This window comes from Paenibacillus sp. FSL P4-0113, from assembly GCF_038009305.1.
GTDB classification, from domain to species: domain Bacteria; phylum Bacillota; class Bacilli; order Paenibacillales; family Paenibacillaceae; genus Paenibacillus; species Paenibacillus polymyxa_D.
The window spans coordinates 55,461-81,129 of the sequence record NZ_JBBPAZ010000002.1 but is presented as its reverse complement, the minus strand read 5'-3'; the positions used below and the strand labels follow the sequence as shown (position 1 = coordinate 81,129).

Here is a 25,669-nt window from a genome sequence, read left to right as displayed (position 1 = left end):
GACTTAAAGTTAATTTCATAAGTAAATCATTCATTCGGTAATGCCTCCCTCCTGTTCATGCATTTGAAGGGATCGGAGGCATTTACTGAGTTTACCATTTAAATTAAGACATCATACATTCAGGAGGTTAGCGTAATGGCTTCATTACTACAAAACAGTACACAGACAACCCCTTCCCCATTCCTAGTTCCCTTGGATTATGCACGTATACAACGCAAGCATACATCCTCTACTTATCAAGTAGAGTTAGAAGCGTCCATCTCGGAACAATTAAATCAGCAAAAAACTGCGGAAGACAAACAAGCGTTGCTCTTATCAGCATATACTGCATGGGTATATCGCCTTTCCGCAGAAGAAGAAGTTTCTTTTTCTACTTTTGTGCCACAAACCGGTCTGCTTACAGCTTCGCTGACAGTCGAAAAAGAAACGACTTTTCATGAACTAGCAGACTTATTTCAGGAGATGCTCCGTGAGCCAAGTGCATACCTTGCGGAACCACAAGCCGATACTTCATTTTCGGCAAATCTGCCTACGGACAGCGGTGTAGAATCCCGTATTATGGATTGGGCTGTCAGTGAACACAATGGCGCTTATCAAATACAGATACGATATGATCAATCACTCTTGCTGGAAACAACGGTTGTCCGATACGCAGAATACTTTGAAACCCTTTTGCGTGGCGCGCTAACCAACAGCCATGCACCTGTGAATTCAATTGATATATTATCGGATGCAGATCGAGCTGCTCACGAAGCTTTAAATAATACAGTCGTGAAATATCCTGAGCATCAAACTATTCATGGAATGTTTGAGGAGGCGGCTTCACAATACCCTGATCGTCCGGCTATTGCTTCCCACACTGGAGAGTACACGTACCGTGAGTTGAACGAACGCGCTAACCAAGTCGCACGTGTCTTGTTATCCAAAGGTCTTACCAAAGGTGAATTCGTGACCATCTTCATGGAACGGAGCTTAGAGACCGTTATTTCACTGCTTGGTATCCTAAAAGCCGGAGGCGTATATGTACCTGTTGATCCCGCCCACCCCGCTGACCGGAGTAGCTACATTGTCGAAGACACGCGTTCTCCTTTTGTATTAACAACTTCCGCACTTATGGAACAAGCGACTGAACTGTGCGGTTCTATTGAAACGGTAAAAGAAATTTTAGCTATTAACGGGCCGCTGGCAGGCTATGCTGCAAGCAATCCGAACGTTCGTGTAAGTCCGGATGATCTAGCTTATGTCATCTATACATCCGGCTCTACAGGCAAACCGAAAGGTGCCCTGATCGCTCACCGCGGTGTTGTTAACCTAGGAGCTGTCGTGCAACGCGATTGCGACATTACACCTCAGGATGTATTGACCCAATTTGCAACCTACAGCTTTGATGCATCCGTTTGGGATACCATTGGAGCCTTGTTTTACGGTGCAAAATTGTACTTGCTGTCTTCTGAAGAGCGTGTATCTGTTGAAGAATTCGCTGAAGCCATTGCACGTACAGGCACGACGATTATTACCATTTTGCCAACTGTATTCTTTAATCAGCTATCTACGTACTTGTCAGACGAAGGCTATCGCAAACTCGCTAAGGTACGGATTGTTACTGTAGCAGGCGAAGCGCTGTACGGCTCCCAAGTTCGAGCGTTCCAAAGCAAGTTCGGTACAGATACCGACATCGTAAACGTATACGGACCGACCGAATGCACCGTAGCGACAACGACCCATCGGGTCCGTGGTGCCGTGCCTGAGCATGTCGTCAATATCCCGATCGGCAAGCCGATTTACAATTACAAAGTGTATATCGTTAACGATGATAACAAGCTCTGCCCAGTCAATATTCCGGGTGAAGTATGTATTGCTACTCCTGCATTGGCCCATGGTTATCTCCATCAGCCAGAACGTACAGCGCAATCGTTCGTGGACAATCCTTTTGTTCCGGGTGAAAAAATGTACCGCTCGGGTGATATCGCCAAGCTGCTGCCAGACGGTACGATTGAATACGTAAGCCGCAAGGATTCGCAGCTCAAAATTCGTGGAAATCGGATTGAAATCGGAGAAATTGAAGATCATTTTTCCAAACATCCAGGTGTTCAGGACGTTGCTGTGGTAGCCGTCAAAGATCACACAGATCAGAACATGCTAGTTGGCTATTTCACCACTTCGGATGGACAATCCATTCCACAGGACGTTATTCAGTCTTATATTGGGGGCAAGCTACCTTCTTATTTTGTACCGAGCCATGTCGTTCATTTGGAAGCTATGCCAATTTCACCAACTGGCAAGATCGATCGCAAAAAGCTGGCCCTGCGGCCACTGCCGGAAGCGTCTGATCTTTCATTTGGCGGGGAACCTCTTCGCGAAGGAACCGAAACACTCATTGCCGAAGCATGGACTCAAGTGCTTGGTAAAAATAACATTGGCGCTACCGATGATTTCTTCCTGATCGGGGGCGACTCGCTTCGTGTCATTCATGTGCTGGCTATTCTGAAGCCACGTTATGGCGCGCTGCGCATCGGAGATTTTTTCCGCTACAAAACCGTTCGTGAGCTTGCTGAATACGTGGAACAATTAGGTACGGAACAAACGCAGCAACGCAAGCCACTCGCGATTCCTCAAGAAAAAATGGATTTGAATGAGCATCCTATTGAGCTGTCTGATGCTTCTGACTTAGCTGAAGTCCGCGACTTGCGCGTGATTTTGTTGACTGGAGCTACAGGCTATCTGGGCTCGCACATTTTGTATGACCTGCTTCAACGGACAGAAGCCAAAATATACGCGATGGTACGCCCTTCTCAGGACGGTCCATCTGGTATCGAGCGTATTCAGTCCGTATTGACGGGATATTTTGGACATGATATCTCCAGCTTGATCGAAGGACGAGTGAAGGCTGTCTATGGGGATCTGGAGCAAGCTGATCTGGGTCTCTCTTCTGTCGACCGCCATATGCTGGAGCACCAAATCGACGGCATTATTCACAGCGCCGCTGACGTACGTCATTTTGGTGATTCGGCAGCCTTCGATCGCACGAATGTGACCGGAACACTGGAACTGTTGAAAATCGCTCAAGCCAAGCCAGGAGTATCCTTCCATCATGTCTCCACTATGGGAATACCGGAGGATCTTGCTAACGAAGGAAAATGGGAGTCGGCATTGGAGCTTTCTGCCTTCCCAGACGAACTGAATGTGGACAACCTGTACACGAATAGTAAACTGGCTGCGGAGAAGCTGTTGTTCCAAGCAGCTCAAGCGGGTACGCCTGTCTCGATCTATCGCGCGGGTAATTTGACAGCCCATTCGGCCAACGGACGCTTCCAGCGAAATATTGATAGCAATGCTTATTATCGTATGATGAAGGCGATGCTGCTGCTGGGCAAAGCGCCACAAGCCGATTGGCATACGGACTTCACACCGATTGATTACGCCAGCCGTGCTATCGTAGAGCTGTCTGTTCATCAAAAAAGCGCAAACCGTATTTTCCATATCTGCAATCCGAACCCACTGCCATATGATGAACTGATCGCTATGGTAAACCAACTCGGTTACGCAGTAGAAACCCTGCCTTTTGACGATTACAGCGCCTGGTTGCTAAATCCGTCTTCCGGCATTCAGGAGGATGCACTTCACCTTGCTATGGGACAACTAGAAGGTGACGGAGCCAAGGATTCAGCTTACCGTTACGGATGCTCTGTAACCACAGCTCTGCTGGAACAAGCTGGCGTTCAATGCCCGGCAACCGACCTGAATTTTATTCGGAACATGATCCAGCATGCCGTCGAGATCGGTTACTTCCCGACCTCTTCACCGGTATCTGTAAAAGCTACACAGAGGTAACAAAGTTGTGATATTTCCCCCGCGTGTTTTCGGTATGATAGACTAGATTTTGCTAGTTTCATATCTAGTATAAACCTCTATACTTTCAGAATTTTTTTGCATGCGGGGGATGTCATTCAATGAAACACACTTTTTTTAAAAGAACGTTGCTAATCATAAGTTTGTTGGCTATTTTAGGAATTTTGGTGTATGAAGCACGTAGCATATACCACACACCTACAGTTAAAGGGGCTCATCGTACACGCACAGCTAATGCAGATCGACTGGTACGCCATTTATTTTCAATGACGCCTACACCAGATAAAGTATATTACCAAAACAAAGTAATTGTCCTGATGTATCATGAGGTGACCAAGACTCCACCTGATCCCGGTGCTCTCAAGCTTAGTAATTTAACGAGGCAGTTGGACGAAATGAAAGCTAACGGCTTCCACTGGATCACGATGAAAGAGTATACGGATTTTATTTTACATAAAGCCAAGGTTCCTGATAATGCGGTACTTATGACATTCGACGATGGCTACGAGTCCTTTTATACGGACACTTTTCCTGTGTTGAAAAAGTACCAGGTACCGGCAACCAATTTTCTCATCACGTCCACGATCAGCAATCCCAAACATATTGGTATTCCAAAGCTGACATGGGATCAAATTCATCAGATGCATGCTGAAGGCATTGATTTCTACAATCATACCAATGACCAGCATGCTTACGGATACTCCAACACAGCGCGCACCCAACAAAAGCCGCTTCTGATGGCTCCAGTGTATTCGAAAAAGCTGGGGCGAATGGAAACCGAGAATGAGTTCAAACAGCGAGTTTCTACCGATTTGGACATGGCTGACAAGAAGCTGTTCAAGCATCTACACAATGATCAGAATGTACTTGCCTTCCCTTATGGTGGGTATACCAAGGAGACGATGGAAATTTGCCGTTCCTTGGGTATTGACGTTACGTTTACGGTGAAACGCGGGATTAACTCGCCAGGGCAAACGAACGGCTATCGCGTCAATGCAGGTGGAATACACAATATTCCCGAAGTATTGGTGCAATACATGAAGGAAGGTGCTCCCCTTCGCCCACTTCCTTTTGCTCAAGGTCCCAACAAGGTATCCTAAACGTTGGCTAGCTTATTGAAGGATAAAAAAGAACCTTTAAAACCATTTTATGTCGTGGTTTTAAAGGTTCTTTTAATGTATGAGATGTAGATTAGGGCCAGATGCGAATTGCCGCGATAACAGCCAGATGTACCGGGTAAAAGCTACGCCACAACCAACGCGGTACCCGACTATAAAATCCGCTTTCTCCAGTTGCAAAACATACGATCAGAATACTGGACAGCAGACTAAAGTGCTGAAGATTCGCGTGATGCACCATGTCATACACTACGTTCAAAACAAAATGGGCTGCAATCATCATATATGAACGGGTGTATCGATAAATCAGAACCAACAGCAGTCCATAGGCTCCGTAATCCATCTGGCTGAGCTCCATAACCAGAGCTGAGACGACGTACAGGCACGTTACAGCCGTCCAATGCTTCAAGCGGGATGCAGCAGCCAACGCAAGCAACGAGGTCAATAGCGTCCAGATTACGTTCGGTCTAAGCACATCAAACGCCAGCATATAGGGCACCTGAGAAATCAGAGCCAGTCCGAGTAGACGGAGCATATAGCTCTGCATGTCTCGGGTATGAGTATATCCCGCATACAGCGCGTACGCGTAGATTGGAAAAGCAAGCCTGCCGGCAATTCTCCAAGCCGGATCCGTCGGAAAAAACACAAGTCCGACATGGTCAATCAGCATCGTCAGCATGGCCAACCAGTACATACAAGGCCCCCTTATTTATGTTTTACGTTTTATCTTCTGTCAAGCTCAGAATGGCGTTCATGATGTCCGTTTTCGTAACCCGTCCTACCAACTCCCGAATTGGAGTTGAGGAGCTACATTGCTCGTCCAAAACTGGAAGACAATTGACCTGATGCCGAATCAGTTTCGATATCGCTTCCAGTAAAGTGTCTTCTGGAGCAAGCGTCGTCATTTGGGCCCGGCGCGTCATTGCCATGGTCACCGGGACGGTGTGAAGATCGGTATGCCCCAGCATGACCTTCAGCAAATCCTTGCGGGTAACAATTCCAATGAGCTCCTGCTCCTCTCCTGTGACCATCAGGGTACCTGTATTTTGCTGAAACAGCATCAGCACCGCATCATAGGCGGTAGTGTCACCGGAAATCAAAATCGGATCACTAAGTATATCCGCCACCGTCAGCTTTTTGAGCATGTTGCCGATATGACTATCATATTTAGGATGACGCCCTGGCAGGTAGCCTACCTTCGGCTTGGCATCCACCAGTCCGAGCATAACGAGCAGAGCAAGGTCAGAACGGAGAGTCGGACGCGTCAATCCCAGTGTTTCAGCAATTTTATCCCCCGTAACAGGTGCCAGACGCTGGACAATATCAACAATTTCCCGCTGTCTTTCAGACAGTTGAATAATGATTACCTCCTTATGGAGTGGGGTAGAATACATTATAAAGAGCGTAGATCGGTAAATTTCAGCATCTTCCGACAATTCATCAAATTTTAATCATACACCGCTTGTTTTCAAATTTAAAATGTGTCACAATTAAGAATGTAATACATACTAATTATAAGTTTAACGTGTGCAATATGCTACATTTATCAATGAACTATTGTACATCGCATGTGATATGTATTATGTATTATATAAACCTGAGGAGGAAATCAAATGAAATTTTTCTTGGATACTGGTAACATTGAAGAAATCAAACGTATTGAACGTTTGGGTCTGGTTGATGGTGTAACAACGAACCCTTCACTGATCGCTAAGGAAGGTCGAGTGTTCAAGGAAGTCATTCAGGAGATTTGCAGTATCGTTGAAGGTCCCGTAAGTGCTGAGGTTATTGGTCTGAAGGCTGAAGATATGCTCAAAGAAGCTTATGATATCGCCAAGTGGGCACCGAACGTGGTTATCAAGCTTCCTATGACTGAAGATGGCTTGTATGCTTGTAACGAGCTGACCAAGAACGGAATCAAAACGAATGTAACACTGATTTTCTCCGCGGCTCAAGGTTTGATGGCAGCCAAAGCTGGCGCTACTTTTATCAGCCCGTTCGTAGGACGTCTGGATGATATCGCTGTTGACGGTATGAAGCTGATTCGTGAACTGAGACAAATTTTGGACATTCATGGTCTGAAATCCGAAATCATCGCCGCATCCATCCGCAATATTAAGCATGTAGAAGATGCTGCTCTGTCTGGTGCACATATTGCCACCATTCCAGGTTCCTTGCTCCCTTCTCTGTGGAAACACCCACTGACAGACAGTGGTATCGAACGCTTCCTGAAGGACTGGGAAACCGTACCTAAAGCTTAATTCGCCAGTCATGGCAAACGATATTATATCAACCCAAACAGCCCGTATTTTACGGGCTGTTTTTTTTGCTGTAGTGATAGCAGAACCCAAAACGCTGAACAACTTTTTTTGACAAAATAACTTGTTGTTCATATAATTGTTATAACAACTAATTAATTTCAAAGTAATTTATGTACGGGAAACAGAAAGGAGTACCTATGAATAACTTGCCTCCCGATTGTTCCATTGGGATGTTGCTCGGGATTACTCACCGCAAAATGAGTCAGCAGCTCTTGCAGCGCCTCAAACCTTATGATATTTCCCCAGAGCAATGGTCGGTTCTGTTCCAAATCTATCAGGCTGAGGGTTTAAATCAGAAAGAAATTGCAGCTAAGGCCGTGAAGGACCAGCCTACCACGACTCGAATTATTGATTTGTTGGACAAGAAGGGCTGGGTACGGCGTGTAAATAGCCCACAGGATCGTCGGGCCTATTTGCTTCATCTGACTGAAACAGGCCGACAGCTTGTGGAGAAGACTCTTCCTGTCGAACTTGATACCAATCACGATTTTGTAAAAGGAATTTCCTCGGCCGATCTGAAGCAATTCCGCCGGACTCTTTTACAAATTCACGCCAACATGACCGAATCAGAAAAACAAGGAGAGAACGATTAATATGCAACAAGGCAAGCAACCTCTTTGGACCAAGGAATTTATCGTTCTTACGGTTTCCAATTTATTTTTGTTTCTGGAATTACAGATGATCCTATCTTCCATTCCTTCTTATGTGAAAAATACATTCCACGCTAGTTCCGTTCAGGTGAGTCTCGTTACCACCTTATTCGCTTTAAGTGCGATTGCAGCACGACTCTTTTCAGCCCGTATGCTGGAAAAGGGACATCGCAGTACCCTGATCTTCGTGGGACTGCTGTTTGCATTGGCAGGAACGCTGGGGTACAGTGTTTCGCCAACGATTACAGTGCTTCTGCTCATGCGGATGTTATTTGGGATTGGCTTCGGTATGAGTAGCACGGCCTTTCCAACGATGGCCTCTGACGTCATCCCGCCCAAACGTCTCGGTGAAGGAATGGGCTTCTTTAGTCTGTCCACTAGTCTAGCGATGTCGATTGGGCCGACCATCGGCATTTCGATGCTTCAATACGGGAGTTTCAACCTGCTTGCCTATACGACAGCAGCTGTAATTGTTGTGATATTCCCGTTGGCTTACTGGCTGATTCGTACACTACCCAAAGGGCACATCGAACCACCTATGGTTCCTTTGGAAGAAGGGCGAAAACCGGCATTTAACCGTAAATTGTGGGTTCCCGCCTTGTTGAACATGCTGATGTCTATCACATATGGTGGATTACTCGGCTTTATGGCGCTTTACGGGGATGAAGCAAATCTGGCACATCCGGCCTACTTTTTCCTGTTTAATGCGGTATCCGTGCTGATCGTGCGTCCCTTCTCGGGCCGTATTTATGACAAAAAAGGGGCAAAAGCACTGCTCATCCCTGGCTCCCTGTTTTTAATTGGCGGTCTGATCCTGCTTTCCTACGCACACAGTGATGTCTTCATGTATATGTCTGCTCTTTGCTACGGTATCGGGTTTGGTGTCATGCAGCCGACCCTCCAAACCTGGATGATTCAGGTCGTGTCTCCTAAACAGAGGGGCATGGCAAACGGTATGTTTCTCAATTCCCTCGATTTCGGGGTTGCAGCCGGAGCGCTTATACTTGGCATTATCGCCAAAGCAAGTGATTATGCGTGGATGTACCGTCTTTCCTCGCTGTTTGTTGTACTGTTCTTACTAATCTATGTCATACAAATCGTTGTGAGCCGCAAGCCTAAGACGCATCTCCCTCTAGAAGGGTAGACTATATTTTACAAATGAACATTAGCTCTTACTTGCTTAGTTATCAAAAACACCCGTTGCCATGGTTTCATGGACAATGGGTGCTTTTTCATTTATTTCGCAGGAGTTTTGCGTCTTAGCTTGGGAGAACGAGGCTTTTCCCGGGACACGCTTGTTTGCTCCTCATTTACACTCATACGGTCCGTGGATTTGTCATCTGTGGGTTCATCCTGCTTGGGTCTGACCGCAAACAGCATCAGCAGAGCTGCAATGCCTCCCACTGCGGCCATCACGCCAAAGAGCAGACCATGTCCACTGCTGCCCAGCAGCAAGGATACAACCGGAGGGCCTAGTGACACCCCGACAAAGCGCATGCTGCTATACAGGGCAGTAATGGTTCCGCGTTCCTCTTTTTCAATTCCCTTTGTAATGAGAGAATCCAAACAAGGCAGCGCAAGCCCAATTCCGCCGCCCCCTAACGTAAACAGTCCGATCACCGCATAAATATTTTGGATAAATCCGAGAATGGCAAAGCTGATCGTCAATATGGCCAAACCACTGAAACCGATCCACTTCATACGCTTTTTGTGCTTGCCGATGATCTTGCCTCCTACATAAGAACACAGACAGAGGGAAATCAGCGGAATGGCTAACACAAAACCTTTCCACACTCCATGGAGGTTGTAACGACTTTCCAAGATGTCGGATAAGTAGAACAAGACGCCAAAAATGACAAACATACAAATGCCGCCCATAGCGAAAATAGCATAGAGCCAACGTCCTTTTTCGGCAAGCACCCGCTTCACATTTCCCACAAACTCCCGAAACATAATCGGTTGGTTCTTACGCTTAGGCACATGGATCAGCCAAAGCACCAAAATGAGCGAAATCAGACAGAGGCCTGGAATTACGGCCAGTGGCAAAAACCATAGAACAGCTCCCAATGCGGCACCGAGTATCGGACTTAGCACTTTGCCAAATGTGTTGTAAGTCTCGACGACCCCCAGGTTCTTACTGGCCTCATCCTCATTCTCGTACAGATCACCCACAAGCGGAATGACTATAGGAAAAGCCCCTGCCGCTCCCGCACCCTGAAGTAGACGGCCTGCAATAATGGTCCAGTATGCTGCCGAATCGTGAAGCAGCCATGCTCCCGCTGCAGAAATCCCCCCACCAATCACCGTCAGAATCAGACAGGGAACAATCACCGCCTTACGGCCAAATCGGTCGGAGAGATAGCCCGCAATCGGTATCAGTAAAATGGCCACCACCGCATATACTGTAATCAACATGCTAATCCGAAAAGAGCTTACATGTAGCTTACGTCCGATTTCCGGTAACACAGGAATCAGCATGGAATTACCCAGCGTCATCATCAGCGGGATGGAACCTAACGCAAGCAGATTCCCCTTATTTTGTTGCATCCCGTTACCACCTTTGCAAAAGTAATAACACAGCTGTTCAGATTTGTTCTACAGATGTTATTGTGTTTACATTGGTGGGGATTTATACGGCTACACTTTAAATCCACCGACCCTTGCATTTAGTAGCTGCGACATATCCGCCAGTGTATGAATAGATGATGCAATTTCCTCCATGGAAGCCAGTTGCTCTTCTGCCGCCGCACTGACGCTCTGGGTTCCCCCTGCCGACTGCTCTGCTACTTCACGAATACGTTCTACTGCTTCCACCATTCGCTCTGATCCGCCGGACATTTGTTCTACGGACCGGTTTACACTGTGAATCTGTTCGCTGACCTGTTGAATGGAACTTCCAATCTGACGAAATGCGGTTTCTGCGGATTGCATGACCTTTACGCCAGACTGCACTTCAACCGTCCCTGTCTGCATACTGGAAGCGACATTTCCAACATGCTCCTGAATATTTTGCACAAATTGTGTGATTTCTGCTGCTGAAACCGATACCTGCTCGGCCAATCTTCTTACCTCAGAGGCTACAACTGCAAATCCTTTGCCCTGCTCTCCGGCTCTTGCCGCTTCAATCGACGCGTTGAGCGCCAGCATTCCTGTCTGTTTAGCAATTCCAGTAATAACAGCTCCAATCATGCCAATCTGTTCGGCCTGTTCACTAAGTGAACGTACAGCACGTGCAGAGCTGTCTACACTTTCGCTTACCTTCTCCATCTGACGCATAGCCTGACCTATAGATTGTTCCCCTGCTTCTGCATCTTTAGCGGCTGTATCAGACAACTCATATACCTGCTGGCTCGTAGCTGCAATATGCTCCAGTTCGTGGGCAAGCTCTTTCACAGTATCTGTAGTTTGTGTAATATCGTCGACCTGATGCTCCATACCAGCCGCTAATTCTTCCATTACACCGGAAGTATGACGATTGGCCTGATTCATTTCCTCTGTACTTACGCTAACCCGTTCTGCGGTTACGGTTAATGTACGCGCCGTATCCTGAGCATCCACTATAATACTGCGGAATCCCTCAATAAGCTTGTTGTAGGAGCTTGCAATCATACCGATTTCGTCTTTGGACGTAATATCCAGTCGGCTACGCAAATCTCCCCCACCTTCAGACATTTCCAACAGTTGCTCATTCATATGGTGTAATGGACGAATTGAACGAATCAGAACGATGGATTGAAAAATACTGTAAATGATAACCAGAAGCCCTACAATACTCGTAATCAAGGATGTATTCGTCATCGTTTGGTGCGCTTGCTGTACTTTCACCGTCACCATATCCTCTTGAGCTTTGACGAAGGCTACTACCTTGGTATCAAGTTGCTTGCGCAACACCCGTTCGTTTTCAAAATCATCGAGCAAATCAGAAAATGGCGGGAAAGCGTCATCTCTTGTACTCTGATACCCCGCTGTAGTCAGTAAACGATGAACTTGATTCATATAGGTATTAATCCCCGTCTTGAGATCAGTCATCTTTTTACTAGAATCCTCATTGCCTGTACTAAGCAGAGCTTCTGTCTCCTGTAGCAACTTTGCAACTTCACTTTGCTTGTTTCCGATCTCTTTCCCATACTGTTCGTCACGAGTTAGCAAATATGCCCGCTCATCATTAGATATGCCGTTTAACAAAAATTGAAGAGACTTCGAGTTATACGCAATAGCCTCTTCACGATTCATAATATCCTTGTACTCATTCTCACTATGTACGCTTAAAATGTAATTGGTCAGCAGCATTGCTGCAATCACACTCGGGATCAGTATCGCGCTAAGAATCATTTTGGCCTTAATCGTTAAATTCATGAATCGGTCCCCCAGTTATTTCTGAATAAAATGTCCAACTTACTATATATCGTTTTATTCGATTGTTTTTTTGAATGAAATAGAAAATAGTGTATAGATTTTTAAATATATTTATGTCTATTCAGTGAACATATATATCTTTTTTAATATCAAAAAACAAAAAAATTCAAAATTAGGTAAATGAACTGTTTTCAGTTTGTACTCTTCGAATTTCAGACTATTTAAATGATATACTATGTATTGGTATAGCATAAGCCTCAAGGAGGATCTGCATGAACAGTCTGGAGCTCAAACCGCTTATTCACGTGCTTAACGAGTTGGAAACCCGCAGCTGCCTTATTGAGCAGCAGGGTAACATGATCTTGAATTACTATCGTGAACCTCAAATTGCTAACGAACTCTATAAAATAAATTCCTGCACCAAAAGCGTGATTTCTGCATTAGTTAGTATCGCTATGAACCAGCAACAGGGACCGAAACCGGAGACGCCGATCCTCGAATTCTTTCCCCAGTTGGCCACAGATAGTGATTCTCGAAAACATGATATTACGATTGAACATCTGCTGACGATGTCCGCAGGCTTTAACTGGACGGAGTTTGGCGGACAAAACTCTTTTCCTACCATGAGCAAAACGTCAGACTGGGTGCAATTTGTACTTTCACAGCCATTATCGGATGTGCCAGGCACGCGAATGGAGTACAGTTCTGGCTGTTCTCAACTTTTGGCCACCATACTACGTCATGTTTCTGGACAAACAGTTGCTGAATTTGCCGAACAGCAATTATTCCAACCGCTCGGTATCGAAAGCTACCATTGGGAAACCGATCCTCAGGGCACTCATACGGGAGGCTTCGGACTGCATCTCAGGCCAATGGACATGCTCAAATTCGGGCAGCTTTACCTGAATGAAGGAGGCTGGGAAGGACGGCAGATCATCCAAGCAGAGACGGTTCGATATTCAACCCGTCCGTTTCTCCCTGCTGCCAAACCACAAAAAGCATTTTACGGATGGCACTGGTGGACTTCTTCCTTTTCAGATGGAACAAATACAGGAAGTGAAACGGACTATTTTTACGCTCTCGGCTTTGGTGGGCAATATATTGTTGTCGTCCCGTCGTATGACATGGTTGTTGTCGTTACCGCCGATAAATTCAAAAAGAAACGGACTCCTGTGGATATTTTCCGGCAGTATATTGTACCGCTACTACTCCAGCAGAATGGATAGGAGTAGATAACCAATGCTAAAAGTTGCAACTGATTCTATCAAAAATCTGCATCAAAAAGGGCTTGCCTGTTGGATCAAGCAAGCCCTTTCTTTACATATAATCGCTACATTGTGACATACTTCATCCACTTTCTAGCGCCTTACCTAGCCCAAGTGAATCGTAAGCTCTTGCTGTCCACTGGAAGCTGGTGTAATAATTACACCCTGTTCTCCCGACTGGCTGCTGCCTTGCTCCACTTGAACAACCTCGTGGATACCGCGCAGGACGATCGACCATGGTTTAACAGCACCTTCTGCCTTCACTGTAATGACAGAATCCTTGCGGCTGGCAATAACCGTTAACTCTTCTTCACCTGACGTATTCACGATAACCGTTCGAGCCTGTTGCCCCTCACCAAGCTCAAACAAATGAAGCGCCACTTGATCAGCATAATCATAATCCGGACGACTGTCCTCATGACCGATTGCCAACAGTGTGTTCGGCTTCACGAGCACAGGCAAAGTTGTAAAATCATGATGCTCGTTGACCCAACGACCACCTGACACGCTCTCATTCGTAAGTAAATTTGTCCACTGACCTTCTGGTACATAATACTGTACATTGCCTTCTTTATTAAAGATTGGGGCTACCAAAATGGAATCCCCCAGCATGTATTGCAGATCCAGTGTTGCACAGGTTGGGTCCTGCGGGAATTCCAATACCATAGCCCGCATCATCGGCAGTCCCTTTACCGAGGATTCCACAGCAGAAGGATACAGGTATGGCATTAGCGAGCATTTGAGTTTTGTAAAGCTACGCACCACATCCACTGATTCTTCGTCAAATAGCCAAGGCACGCGATAGGATTCGTTTCCGTGCAGACGGCTATGGGAGGACAGAAGTCCAAATTGTACCCACCGTTTGTATACGTCCGGCGCAGCCGTTAACTCAAAGCCGCTAATATCATGGCTCCAGAAGCCGAAGCCGCTCAAACCAAGCGACAAACCGCCTCGTAAGGATTCCGCCATCGACTCATACGTCGACGAGCAGTCTCCTCCCCAGTGAACCGGGAACTGTTGCCCCCCGGCTGTAGCGGAACGTGCAAATAACGCGGCTTCATTTTTACCCAGCTTTTCCTCCAGCACATCAAATACAGCCTTATTGTACAAATGCGTATAATAGTTATGCATTTTCATCGGATCAGATCCGTCATGATATACCACATGGGTAGGGATGCGCTCGCCAAAATCAGTTTTGAAGCAATCTACCCCCTGTTCTACCAACACCTTCAGCTTATCCTGGTACCAGGCGACTGCAGCCGGATTCGTGAAGTCAACCAGCCCCATCCCCGCCTGCCACATATCCCATTGCCACACGCCACCATCGGCGGTTTTGACCAGATAACCATTCTCCATGCCTTCATCAAACAAAATGGATTTTTCAGCAATGTACGGATTGATCCATGCACAAATTTTGAGACCCTTTGCCTTCAATCTTTGCAGCATGCCTTCCGGGTCTGGGAACATGTCTTGATCCCACTGGAAATCGCACCATTGGTATTCCTTCATCCAGAAGCAGTCAAAATGGAATACCGAGAGCGGCAGATCTCGCTCAGCCATCCCGTCCACAAAATGATTCACTGTGGCTTCATCGTAATCTGTTGTGAACGAAGTGGTCAGCCACAAACCAAAAGTCCAGGCTGGTGGTAATGCAGGCTTACCCGTCAGCTTGGTGTAATTGTCCAGTACCTCTTTAGGGTTAGCTCCACCAATAATGAAATACTCTAACGATTCGCCGGAGACGCTAAACTGAACCTTTGATACATTTTCCGATGCAATCTCATAGGATACCTTTTCCGGATGGTTGACGAACACACCATACCCTTTATTAGATAGATAAAATGGAATGTTTTTATATGCCTGCTCACTGCTGGTCCCGCCATCTTCATTCCAGATATCGACCACTTGGCCATTTTTTACGAACGGAGTGAAACGCTCTCCGAGTCCGTATACGTACTCACCGATGCCCAGCTCCAGCTGTTCCCGAAAAAAAGGCTGATCCTGCGGGTCTGTAATATAGCCTGGTCCCCGATGTCCGCTACCTGTGACTCTGCGATCCTCGACATAAAAGCCTACGTCCCAGCTCTTTCCACGACCGACTCGCACACTCAGATCGCCGCTTTTCAGTACCGCTGCGTCCTCATCCACCGTAATGCCTACCTCTGTTGGCAAGGTGTGAATTTCAAAATCCGGTCCCTGATGCACCCGTCCCTTATGGTGGTTTAGACGTACCCGAATGACATTCGGCATAGGCGAGCTGTAGGTCGCTTTCAGCAACGCTCCGTTCAGTGTATCTCCTTTATGCTCGATCCGGTGGGTTGCTGCATATACCGTCATGGAAGCATCGTCCGTCACGATATCACGGATTTCAGCAGGATTTTGTATTTCATAGCCCTTGCGAACCAACCAATAGCCATCAGTAAATTTCATCTATTCCTTCCTCCGTCTCAATCTTTATATTCTTGATTCCAAATCGCTTGTTGGATTTTTTCGAAATCCTTACTATAATAATATTGATTTATGTAAGGGTTTACTTCTTTTATTTTGACGTATTATATCAATATTTTGATGTTTTCTATATAAATCAGTTTGCCGAAAGGAATCATTGAAATGCAAAGGGAAATGTTACGAGAAAACCGCATTCACGGCAATCCCATGTATCCGGTCAGCGTATATCCGAGCGTAGAGCAATTGAACGGAAATAGTATATTGGAGTCCCATTGGCATGAGGAAATGGAGTTTATCGTAGTGGAACAAGGGACCGCTGTATTTCAGACGGATATGGTCTATACGGAGGTTAGCGAAGGTGAAGCCCTTTTTGTAAACAGTGGCGAGCTTCACGCCGGTTATTTACAAAAAAGTCCTCGCTGTGTATTTTCTGCGGTGGTGTTTCACCCCGACATACTGCACAGCCGCACGCAGGATACGGTGCAGACGCAGTTTATTGACCCATTTATCAGTAAAAAGCTTGTCCCTCCCCCCCACATTCGCGGCGTGCAGCTCTGGGAGCAAGAGGTGCTGGCTGCATTGCGATACATTATCACCAGCCATGAACAGAATGCGCCTGCCCGTGAACTGGCGACCAAGGCACAGCTCTATAGCATGATCGCCTGCCTGTACCCACACATGACCCCCGCTAACGGAGAGGATGTGATTATGGCGGGTCAACGCAACAAAGTTGAACGGATCAAAAAAGCGTTGGCGTATATCAACAGTCATGCTCATGAGCCTATACGTTTACGGGAAATCGCAGATGAGATTGGAATGAGCGAGGGACATTTTTGCCGTTTTTTTAAGCAGATGGTTCAGAAAAGCCCGGTAGAATATATCAACTATCATCGGATTCAAAAGGCTTGCAGGTTGTTGGAGCAAAGTGATCGAAAAGTGGTTGATATTGCGCTGGATGTTGGATTTGACAATCTAAGCTACTTTATTGCGACCTTTAAAAAATGGAAAGGCCTGACCCCTTCGCAGTACCGTAAGCAGCACGAAGCAGATCAGGCGCTTGCTGTCCCTTATATAACAGACTGATATGCATAGGATAAATTATTTGTTTTTTTTGGGCTTCATAAGTACTAAAATTATTTTTCTTCCTCTTAATTTAGTAAATATATAGCCAGCTACACCTCCTAAAACAGATGGAATTAACCACCCTAACCCTACATTATATAATGGGAGAAAATGGGTGAAAAAATCATTAATTACATTAATTTTTATTCCAGCAGCATTCAAGCCATCAAATAAACTAATGATAAAGGTTAATATCAAACTGCCTTGATATACTTCTGACTTTCCTTTAAATACGGGATGTAAAAAAGTTAAAAATATTAGAGAAATAGCAATAGGATATATTGCCATTAATACTGGCGTTGAAACCTTAATGAGCTGTGTTAAACCTATGTTGGCTACAAGGATACTAAATATAGATAACATGAGAGCGACTCTTTTGTAAGAGACTTTTGGAAATAATCCATGAAAAAAGGAAGAGCAGGAAGTGATAAGCCCCACACTTGTCGTTAAACACGCTACTGTAATCATTAAGCCTAATAGAATAGATCCATAAGATCCAAAATAATAGGAGGAAACCTTAGCTAACACCTCAGCACCATTTCCTAAAATGCCCAGTTTTTCAACACTAGAAGCTCCCATGTATGAAAGAGACGTATAGATAAAAGCTAAGAGTATAACCGCAATTGCTATCGCTTTGCCACAAATGATCATCAGCTCTTTTTTTGTATTAACCCCTCTATCCTTAATCGCATTCACAATGATAATTCCAAAAATAAAGGCTACAAGAGCGTCCAATGTTAAATAACCCTCTTGAAAGCCTTTAAAAAAGACATTGGATGTATAACCCTCCGCAGGTTCTTGGAATTTTCCTATTGGGTGAATAATAGCTACAATCACAAGTAATCCAATGAATGTCAATTTAATGGGTGTTAGGAACTTTCCGATGACATCAATAATTTTTGTAGGATTAAGTGACAACAAACATGCAACTGCAAAAAAAAGGATAGTAAATACAAAAAGTGCGACAGGATGATCTGCATTGTCTGAAAAAAAAGGCTTTACTCCAATTTCAAATGACACACTACCGGTTCTAGGAATTGCATACAAAGGCCCGATGGCTAGATAAAGGATTGTTGTAAAGACAAGACCGAATACAGGATGTACACGACTCGCTAAAGTTTGCAAATTGCTTTTGCCCGAAAAAACAAAGGCTGTGACGGCTAGTAATGGTAAGCCGACACCGGTAACCAAGAAACCCGCATTGGCTATCCATACATTCTTTCCGGCCATTTGCCCAAGCATAGGTGGAAAGATTAGATTCCCTGCACCAAAAAATAAGGCAAATAGCATTGATCCTATAATGATAATAAAGGACGTAGAAACACTTTTAGACATAATAAATCCTCCAACCACGAACTCACAACATTTTGTTTTTATTCGTTTTCTTTTAATTTTGTATACTGTATGTTAATAGGAACGTAGCCAATTGTTGCATTCAAAGAACGGCATCTGATTGCCTAGAGTATGTTACTCTATATACGATCATCGTTTCAAGTAACTTTGTACTTGCAAAAATGAATCATTTCATCCCCTTGCTTTTGCACTTATGAGGCTACCCTATATTTCTCCTCCTACTTAGTGAGCTTAATGAACTATAAGAGAATTTTACACGTAGGACTTATTTCTTACAAGACATAGATGTAGTTACACACACCCGGTAGGTCTCGTAAAAGTTTTAAATTACTACATAATCTGCGGTTTAATCGAATCATCAACTGATTGTAATAAGCACAGGAAATCTTGGGAAAATGCCCTATGGAAGCAAGCGAATAATCCTTACAATTAATAGTACAACAATGCATATTAACGTTGAATACAATTTGAGCGGCTACAATTGAAGGGGTGCTTAAACATGACGAATTTGGCAAAACGCAACTATTGGTCTCTGAGTATTTTTAACTTCGCTTATCTATTTACATGGTCTGCCGCCATGTCTTTTTTTGTCATTTGGCTGGGACAAAGCCTGGAAATTTCAGAAACCTACACGGGATTTTTATACGCGGCTAATTCAATCGTCGCCTTGATCATGCAGCCTTTGTTCGGTTACTTATCTGACAAGCTGGGCTTGAGAAAACACCTGCTGTACATACTCTTTACAATCCTTTTGCTCGTCGGGCCCTTTTTTATCTATGTATACGGTCCATTGCTTCAAACGCAGTTCGTCATTGGTGCCATTGTTGGTGCGCTATTTATCGGCCTGGTATTTAATGCAGGTAACGGTGTCGTCGATTCGTATATGGACAAAGTTTCGCGTAAATATGGCTTTGAATACGGACGGGTTCGTATGTGGGGTTCACTCGGGTGGGCGGCGGCTACTTTTGTTGCGGGACGGGTCATCAATATCAATGTAAATCTGACCTTCTGGATTGCCTCCGTATCTGCCATTGTTGCCATGATCTGCATCTTCCTGACCAAAGTCGAAATTTCTGGACAGGAGCAGCAGAAAACAGAATCGTTGAAGCTCATTGATGTGCTGCATCTCGTACGTACCACAAAGTTCTGGTTTCTTATGCTATTCATGGTTGGCGTGACCCAAATTTATGAGGTATATGACCAACAGTTTGCCACATACTTCGTATCGCAGTTCAGTTCCAAAGCGGAAGGAAATCAATTCCTTGGCGATTTGAGCGCTGTGCAGGTTTTTCTGGAATTTGTGTTCCTTTTCGTTACCCCTTGGTTTGTGAACAAAACGACCGCCAAATGGGCATTAATTATTGCCGGGTCGATTATGTCTTTGCGTATTATCGGCTCTTCGCTGCCATTCGGTTCTATATGGGTGGCTGCGATGAAGATGATTCACTCCCTGGAGAAACCACTTATTCTGGTAGCCATCTTCAAGTACATTACCGTTAACTTTGACCAGCGCTTGTCCTCCACCATGTACCTGCTGTATTTGTTTATGGGCTCCCTGGTGGTTTCCATTTTCTCACCCATTGTCGGGCATATGTATGAAGTATTAAATTTCCCGATTACTTATGTAATTCTGGGTTCCATTGCAGGTCTATTCACCATCCTATCCTGTTTTACACTGACAGCAGACAAGAAGAATGTAGAGCGGTATCTGGAAGAACGCCGTAAACAGGATCTGAAAAGAGCAACCAAAAAAGCTGAAGCAGTTCATTCGTAATCTAATGGTTTAAGCTTAACAAAACAGCGGCAGTCTAGGACTTTTTTCTCGTCCAAGGCTGCCGCTCTTAACTCCAGTTGATTTGAAGCTTATTTTAAATCTTGAATACCGACACCGTCTGATTCATCTCTTCCGCCCTCTTGGCAAGCATGTTAGCACCCGCAGACACTTCCTGCATGGATGCAGTAGTTTCCTCGACTACGCTTGCGACTGTTTGAGTAGAATCTGCTGCACGTTCGGAGATTTCAGCAATTTTCTTCATCGATTCCACCATAGAAACGGTCCCTTCATTTACGGATCTTGCTTCTACAGCCGCAGTGTCCACCTCACCGCTCACTTCTTCAACGGCACCTACAATCTCAGAAAAAACGTTACCTACGCCTTCGACAAGCATCATGCCTTCATTCAGAGATTGAACACCTTCATTCATTGAAATCACAACTTCATCTGTTCTTAAGGCAATTTCGTTAACCAGAGAAGAGATCTTGCCTGTTGCTTCACTTGCTTGTGCCGACAGATTGCGTACTTCAAAAGCAACAACCGCAAACCCTTTTCCCTGCTCTCCCGCCCTCGCAGCTTCTATACTCGCATTTAGTGAAAGCAAATTGGTTCGAGCTGCTATATCACGGATCATAGCTGTGATCTGTCTGATCTCCGCAGACTTTTCTCCTAGAATATTTACTACTTCAGCGGATTGAGTTACCTTAGTATGCACATCTCTTATTTGAGAAACAGTCGAAGACATTTGGGTTTTTCCGTTGTTAGCTTTTTCTTGTGCTTGGGTTGTGAGATTTGCCACATTCACAAAGCGATTGGTTATGTTCTCTACACTTTTAGAAACGTCTACCGTGTAATTCAGCGTATCAGCTATGTCTACAAGCTGTGTCTGAGATCCCTCCGCAACCTGAGTGGCACTTATAGCTATCTGCTCGGTAGCAATGCTTGTCTGTTCCGCACTGGCCGTTAACTGTTCAGCCGTAGAGGCAACCAGTAAGGAATTATCCACAACTTCCTTTAAAAGATTGCGAAGTGAATCGCACATTTCATTAAAATCGGATGCCAGCTCCCCGACCTCATCTTTGGATCGGATACTAAGGGGTTCCACTCGCAGGTCCCCTCTCGTTACCAGCTTTATCTGTTCCGCTATCTTTAATATGGGCTTAGTGAACGATTGAGCCAGTAAAAAAGAACCGATAATGCCAAGGATCGTACATATGATAGTCAGAGAAATCATCAAAAGTCTACCTGAATGGTAAGATTGACTCGATTGATTAGCGGCATCAGTAGCGTACTGCTCATTAAGCAGCTTCAGTTTATTCACATCGTCTAAGGCTGCCTTATAAATAGAAGAATTCCCATGGATGATCATGTAGGCCATCACCTTGTCGTTTTCTTCCATGGCCGCGGAAACCACCTTTAGATGGCGGAGATACATTGCCCACTGACCATAAAAGTCGGTGAATAGTTCTTTTTCCTCTGCCGTGGAGGCTAAACTCTGATATTTATTTACACTCTTATCCATTGACGCTGTAGCTTTGGTTAGTTCTTCTTGATAAGTGCTGCGGACGGCTGCATCCTCTTCGAGTATCATTCGAACGGTGAGCCTATCGATTTCTGTAATCTGCTTATCCATACCTTGAAGAAGAATGACTGCAGGTAAAGACCTGTTATTTACCTTATCAGAAGCCTCCCCCATTTCCGACATCTTAATAACGCCTATAACACTTGAAAGGGACAGCACGATCACCAGTATGAGCGCTGCACTAATTATCTTTTTCTTTAACGTTAATTTAAACACCCTTATCTTCCTCCCGTGACTGGTCTCGTATCATCACTGCTGAGCTTTCCAATATATACGTATTTGGCGCAACAGCTCTGCCTTATCTATCTTTCCACTGATGTAGCTTTGGATAGATGCTCCTGTGATGCCCCCATGATCAGGTGGAAGGGTTGCCATGAACGGCAGCGTCTTTCCGCTCGACATATATGACTTGATCGATTTACTCAAAGGATCTGAAGGCACCATGTCAATATTCTTGAACGCCGGTATAACATTGGCCTTGTTAACCAAAAGTTCTTGTCCGGATTTTTCATATACCAGCCAGTTCAAAAACTTCTTTGCTTCCTCTTGCTGCTGAGGTGTGGTAGTTGTGGAGTCGATGAATATATACTTTGTCACACCGACAGTGATCTTAGTATTGTTAGGATCATCCGTATTATCGTTTAGCGGAAGAGGCAAGAAACCGTATTCCTCATTTGCCGTATCATTGCTCTTTATTCCATTCCAAGCCCAGTTGCCCATAAACCAAAGCCCTACCTTGCCCTCTCCCAAAGCTTTGGCTCCATCTTCATACGTACTGTCCAAAGGCAAGTGCTTATTAATGTTGTTATCCTTGAGCAGATCTAAAGTTTGTACCCATCCAGACATTACATTGTTCTGGGACATATCAATGGAGTTATTCTGCATACCTTTAACAAACTCCGGAAAGCCCCCAGGTTGAACAGAATAAGACAGAGCTAAAAGATGAGAGCCGAGAGACCAGTCCATTGGTGAAAGCATGTCCGGTGCTACTCCCGACTTCTGAATTTTAGCCATTAATGAATTCAGGCTACTTCTACTTTTTACCGAGGAAACATCAAAAGCCCCCCCTGTTGCTTTGTCCAGTACTTTCTTATTGTAAATTAATCCGTAGCCTTCTACTGCAAATGGAAACCCCAGCACAGCATCATTTTTCTTGACGGTGTCAAGTCCATTTTCTATCGTATCGGCTACCCACTTCTCTTTACTTAAATCAATAGCTTTATCCAAGAATGTCTGCGTGTCGCCTGGATCAAGCATCGACATGGTAGCTGGACTCCCTGAGCCATACATCGACATCAGCTTTTGATATGCAGACGTCCCCTCAGGAGCGGTTATAATCTCTAAAGATACTTCAGGGTGCTCTTGATTGTATTGTTTTGCTACTTCCTCTAACTGGGTTTTTATTTCAGATTTAGAATTCAAAAGTGTAATCTTGGTCGTCTGCTGTGATAATGGTGAAGCTGAACAACCTATAAACATAATTAAACATGCTAGAGAAATCGCAACTTTTAGCTGTTTTCTCATTAACTTCCCCCCCTAAGGATTTGCTTTCATAAAATTTATGAACAATATTCAATGTTATCGACATAATCCTTCGCGAAGGTTAGAAGTTTTTCGTTGGTAAATATCGGAAGTTAAATAATAGTACAAACAGGTTGTTACGTTAAGTTAACAGACAAGATAGCACAACAAATTTTATCCAATCGCGTCTTAATATGGGGAAAAGTTACTTCACAACAAATTTAATCAAAAAAGGGGCAATCATTTATGAACAAAGCATTTTGCTGGGTTTTTCTTGCAATCTTTTTATTTATTTCATCATCCACTACTTATGCAGCAGAAAATCAAATCAAAGTTGACGGTGTGACTGCTACATCCGATGTGAAGCCCGAAATGAAGAACAACCGTTTAATGGTACCTCTACGTGTTGTTAGTGAAAGTTTGGGGGCTAGCGTCGAATGGTCCAATTCCGAGGTTATTCTCGCTAAAAGCGATATGAAAGTGAAATTAGCAATAAATAGAAGTACAGCGGAGAAAAACGGCGAAAAGATACTGCTTGATGTAAAACCATACACGAAAAACAATCGCATATATGTTCCACTTCGTTTTATTGCAGAGACGTTTGGCTGCAATGTCAATTACAGCAACCTTGCAGTGATTGTTGATACTAAACCACTGTTCATAAACGGTGTACAAGTAAAAGCATTGCAACAGGAATACCGTATGACTTTGGGCGGCGTAGTTCAGCAAATTCATGGCAATGCATATAATGAAACCATTTATAATATTTTCACAAAAGGCAAAGGTGAAAAGGTCGAAGCACCTGAAAACTATTCTTGGAGCTTAACTCTTGACACACCTGGATCTTATTATAAAGATGCACAATACGATTTCTTAGGCCAAAAAGGGAAAAGCTTAGCTCGTTTTGATATGTATTCTTTAATTCACACTTATCCACCTGAACTTTTAACAGGCTACCCAGAGACATTGATTCATGACGTATCGAATGATGAGTGGTATTTGTTTAACGATACCGCAAGAAAATCCATTTATCAGTTAATGGAGACCGCTGGGAAGAACGGTTTTCTGAAGGTTATAAGTAATACCGTTGTATAATGCGATTCTTTCTTGTTACACTTTTTCGTCTCCAAAAGATAAAAGGCAAATTCCCAGCTGAACATAAGCAGCACAGGAATTCGCCTTTATTAACCGTATATAAGATGAACTCTTCATTTTACATAGAAAGCGGAATGAAGGTTATTTTTCCATCTGTAACATTTCTGACTCATAGGACTGAAATGCATTTTCCATACCCATCACTACATCTTTAATCTTCATGTATCCTTTGGTATACGGTTCCGAATCGCGAATTTCTTCCCACATATAGTGATATTGCTTCATATCCTCTGTTTCGCATACGACGAAATCGGTGTAGTCCTTTCCAGGCAATGCTTCTGCATCAAAAAACCGAACCTGAACCTGTTCGTTATACTTTTGAATGGTAGCCTGCAAGGTCCCCGCATGTTTTCGACGTTCCTCCCGAGGAAGAGCCAACCAGGAAGGGTAGAATTCCAATAATACAATCATCATATAACGCATATGCCTATCTCCTTTTTTTGGTGAAGCTTGAATGATGTATCGTTATTGTACGCTGCTTGTCTACAAATTCGCATTAACATAGGTTAATGCGGATCACTACGCAGCAAACGACTAAGTGACACAGGGGAGACGCCTATGTAAGAAGCTATATGATATTGGGCAACTCGCTTGTCCAATCCGGGGTATTTTAGGAGAAAAGCGTGATAACGTTCCTTAGCGGAGAGGTACAATAATTCGCGTTCCCGCTCCTCTTTTCGAATGTAAAGTCTCTCTACACTCTTGCGCACGAATCTTTCCCACATATGGCTTGTATCCATAAGCTCCTTCAATACGTGATATGGAATTTCAATGACAACCGAATCTTCCATTGCCTCAATCGAAAAAGTGGAGGCTTCTTCTTGGATCATAGCCCCATAAGAGGTTACGTAATCATCTTCTGGCGAAAAACCGACATTATATTCTCTGCCATCTGCTAATGTATAAAATAAACGGAATAATCCCTCTGAACAAAAATAGGCATGTTTCACAAGCTCACCTGCTTCAATGAGAACCGTTCCCTGCTGAACATGCTTCACACGGGTTTGCTCTACAAACCGGTTCCAATCCTGCTCTATAATCGAGGCATGATGAGCCATTTTTTCTAGTGAACGATAATAGGGATGCATCTGCCCACCTCTTCTTGACTTTTATAAAGGAATCGAAGATAACTTTTATGGCTTCGTATATGAAAAA

At 44.4% G+C, this 25,669-nt stretch carries 19 protein-coding genes; 9 read left to right on the top strand and 10 right to left on the bottom strand.

Annotation, left to right across the window (positions count from 1 at the left end; translation table 11 throughout):
- Positions 1-135 precede the first annotated feature (135 nt).
- On the top strand, positions 136-3,831 hold the full coding sequence (locus tag MKX46_RS24910; protein ID WP_341071966.1) for a non-ribosomal peptide synthetase family protein: 3,696 nt from the start codon (positions 136-138) through the stop codon (positions 3,829-3,831).
- 119 nt (positions 3,832-3,950) lie between these two features.
- Complete coding sequence (locus MKX46_RS24905; RefSeq protein WP_165147683.1) at positions 3,951-4,949, top strand: polysaccharide deacetylase family protein; 999 nt, start codon at positions 3,951-3,953, stop codon at positions 4,947-4,949.
- 91 nt (positions 4,950-5,040) lie between these two features.
- Here the strand turns inward: MKX46_RS24905 and MKX46_RS24900 are convergent, their stop codons facing one another.
- Positions 5,041-5,661 carry a TraX family protein gene (locus tag MKX46_RS24900; RefSeq protein ID WP_029514773.1) on the bottom strand — a complete coding sequence of 207 codons (621 nt, stop codon included), beginning with the start codon at positions 5,659-5,661 and terminating at the stop codon, positions 5,041-5,043.
- A gap of 22 nt (positions 5,662-5,683) precedes the next feature.
- Positions 5,684-6,403, bottom strand: coding sequence for a CBS domain-containing protein (locus tag MKX46_RS24895; RefSeq protein ID WP_238437778.1), 720 nt, complete (start codon positions 6,401-6,403; stop codon positions 5,684-5,686).
- A 177-nt stretch (positions 6,404-6,580) separates the two neighbouring features.
- Here MKX46_RS24895 and fsa point away from each other — a divergent pair, with 177 nt between their 5' ends.
- From fsa to MKX46_RS24880, 3 genes are all read left to right on the top strand, one after another.
- On the top strand, positions 6,581-7,228 hold the full coding sequence (gene fsa, locus MKX46_RS24890; RefSeq protein WP_013309811.1) for a fructose-6-phosphate aldolase: 648 nt from the start codon (positions 6,581-6,583) through the stop codon (positions 7,226-7,228).
- A 197-nt stretch (positions 7,229-7,425) separates the two neighbouring features.
- On the top strand, positions 7,426-7,881 hold the full coding sequence (locus MKX46_RS24885) for a MarR family winged helix-turn-helix transcriptional regulator (protein ID WP_029516787.1): 456 nt from the start codon (positions 7,426-7,428) through the stop codon (positions 7,879-7,881).
- 1 nt (position 7,882) lies between these two features.
- Positions 7,883-9,082: an MFS transporter gene (locus MKX46_RS24880; RefSeq protein WP_029516786.1), complete on the top strand. Its 1,200-nt coding sequence runs from the start codon at positions 7,883-7,885 to the stop codon at positions 9,080-9,082.
- A gap of 92 nt (positions 9,083-9,174) precedes the next feature.
- On the opposite strand, the gene MKX46_RS24875 is transcribed toward MKX46_RS24880, so the two are convergent.
- Both MKX46_RS24875 and MKX46_RS24870 read right to left on the bottom strand, forming a co-directional pair.
- Complete coding sequence (locus MKX46_RS24875; RefSeq protein WP_029516785.1) at positions 9,175-10,485, bottom strand: MFS transporter; 1,311 nt, start codon at positions 10,483-10,485, stop codon at positions 9,175-9,177.
- A 90-nt stretch (positions 10,486-10,575) separates the two neighbouring features.
- Positions 10,576-12,294, bottom strand: coding sequence for a methyl-accepting chemotaxis protein (locus MKX46_RS24870; RefSeq protein WP_029516784.1), 1,719 nt, complete (start codon positions 12,292-12,294; stop codon positions 10,576-10,578).
- Between the two features lie 272 nt (positions 12,295-12,566).
- Between MKX46_RS24870 and MKX46_RS24865 the strand changes: the two genes are divergently transcribed.
- Complete coding sequence (locus MKX46_RS24865; protein WP_340885053.1) at positions 12,567-13,520, top strand: serine hydrolase domain-containing protein; 954 nt, start codon at positions 12,567-12,569, stop codon at positions 13,518-13,520.
- 144 nt (positions 13,521-13,664) lie between these two features.
- Here the strand turns inward: MKX46_RS24865 and yicI are convergent, their stop codons facing one another.
- Positions 13,665-15,989: an alpha-xylosidase gene (gene yicI / locus MKX46_RS24860; RefSeq protein WP_341071965.1), complete on the bottom strand. Its 2,325-nt coding sequence runs from the start codon at positions 15,987-15,989 to the stop codon at positions 13,665-13,667.
- A gap of 180 nt (positions 15,990-16,169) precedes the next feature.
- Here yicI and MKX46_RS24855 point away from each other — a divergent pair, with 180 nt between their 5' ends.
- Positions 16,170-17,090: an AraC family transcriptional regulator gene (locus MKX46_RS24855; protein ID WP_340955142.1), complete on the top strand. Its 921-nt coding sequence runs from the start codon at positions 16,170-16,172 to the stop codon at positions 17,088-17,090.
- A 15-nt stretch (positions 17,091-17,105) separates the two neighbouring features.
- On the opposite strand, the gene brnQ is transcribed toward MKX46_RS24855, so the two are convergent.
- Positions 17,106-18,464, bottom strand: a complete 1,359-nt coding sequence (gene brnQ, locus MKX46_RS24850) for a branched-chain amino acid transport system II carrier protein (RefSeq protein WP_069011368.1) — start codon at positions 18,462-18,464, stop codon at positions 17,106-17,108.
- A gap of 517 nt (positions 18,465-18,981) precedes the next feature.
- On the opposite strand from brnQ, the gene MKX46_RS24845 reads away from it, so the two are divergent.
- Positions 18,982-20,256 (top strand): oligosaccharide MFS transporter, encoded by a 1,275-nt coding sequence (locus tag MKX46_RS24845; RefSeq protein WP_341071964.1) that lies wholly within the window; start codon positions 18,982-18,984, stop codon positions 20,254-20,256.
- A 94-nt stretch (positions 20,257-20,350) separates the two neighbouring features.
- On the opposite strand, the gene MKX46_RS24840 is transcribed toward MKX46_RS24845, so the two are convergent.
- Together MKX46_RS24840 and MKX46_RS24835 are read right to left on the bottom strand one after the other, a co-directional pair.
- Complete coding sequence (locus tag MKX46_RS24840) at positions 20,351-22,054, bottom strand: methyl-accepting chemotaxis protein (RefSeq protein WP_341071963.1); 1,704 nt, start codon at positions 22,052-22,054, stop codon at positions 20,351-20,353.
- Positions 22,055-22,087: 33 nt separating this feature from the next.
- Entirely contained in the window at positions 22,088-23,362 is a 1,275-nt protein-coding gene (locus MKX46_RS24835) for an ABC transporter substrate-binding protein (RefSeq protein ID WP_341071962.1), read from the bottom strand.
- 243 nt (positions 23,363-23,605) lie between these two features.
- Between MKX46_RS24835 and MKX46_RS24830 the strand changes: the two genes are divergently transcribed.
- Positions 23,606-24,454, top strand: a complete 849-nt coding sequence (locus tag MKX46_RS24830; RefSeq protein WP_341071961.1) for a copper amine oxidase N-terminal domain-containing protein — start codon at positions 23,606-23,608, stop codon at positions 24,452-24,454.
- Positions 24,455-24,595: 141 nt separating this feature from the next.
- On the opposite strand, the gene MKX46_RS24825 is transcribed toward MKX46_RS24830, so the two are convergent.
- Together MKX46_RS24825 and MKX46_RS24820 are read right to left on the bottom strand one after the other, a co-directional pair.
- Entirely contained in the window at positions 24,596-24,937 is a 342-nt protein-coding gene (locus tag MKX46_RS24825) for a darcynin family protein (protein WP_029516775.1), read from the bottom strand.
- A gap of 83 nt (positions 24,938-25,020) precedes the next feature.
- A complete protein-coding gene (locus MKX46_RS24820; protein WP_029516774.1) occupies positions 25,021-25,602 on the bottom strand; it encodes a Crp/Fnr family transcriptional regulator in 582 nt (193 codons plus the stop codon).
- Positions 25,603-25,669 lie beyond the last annotated feature (67 nt).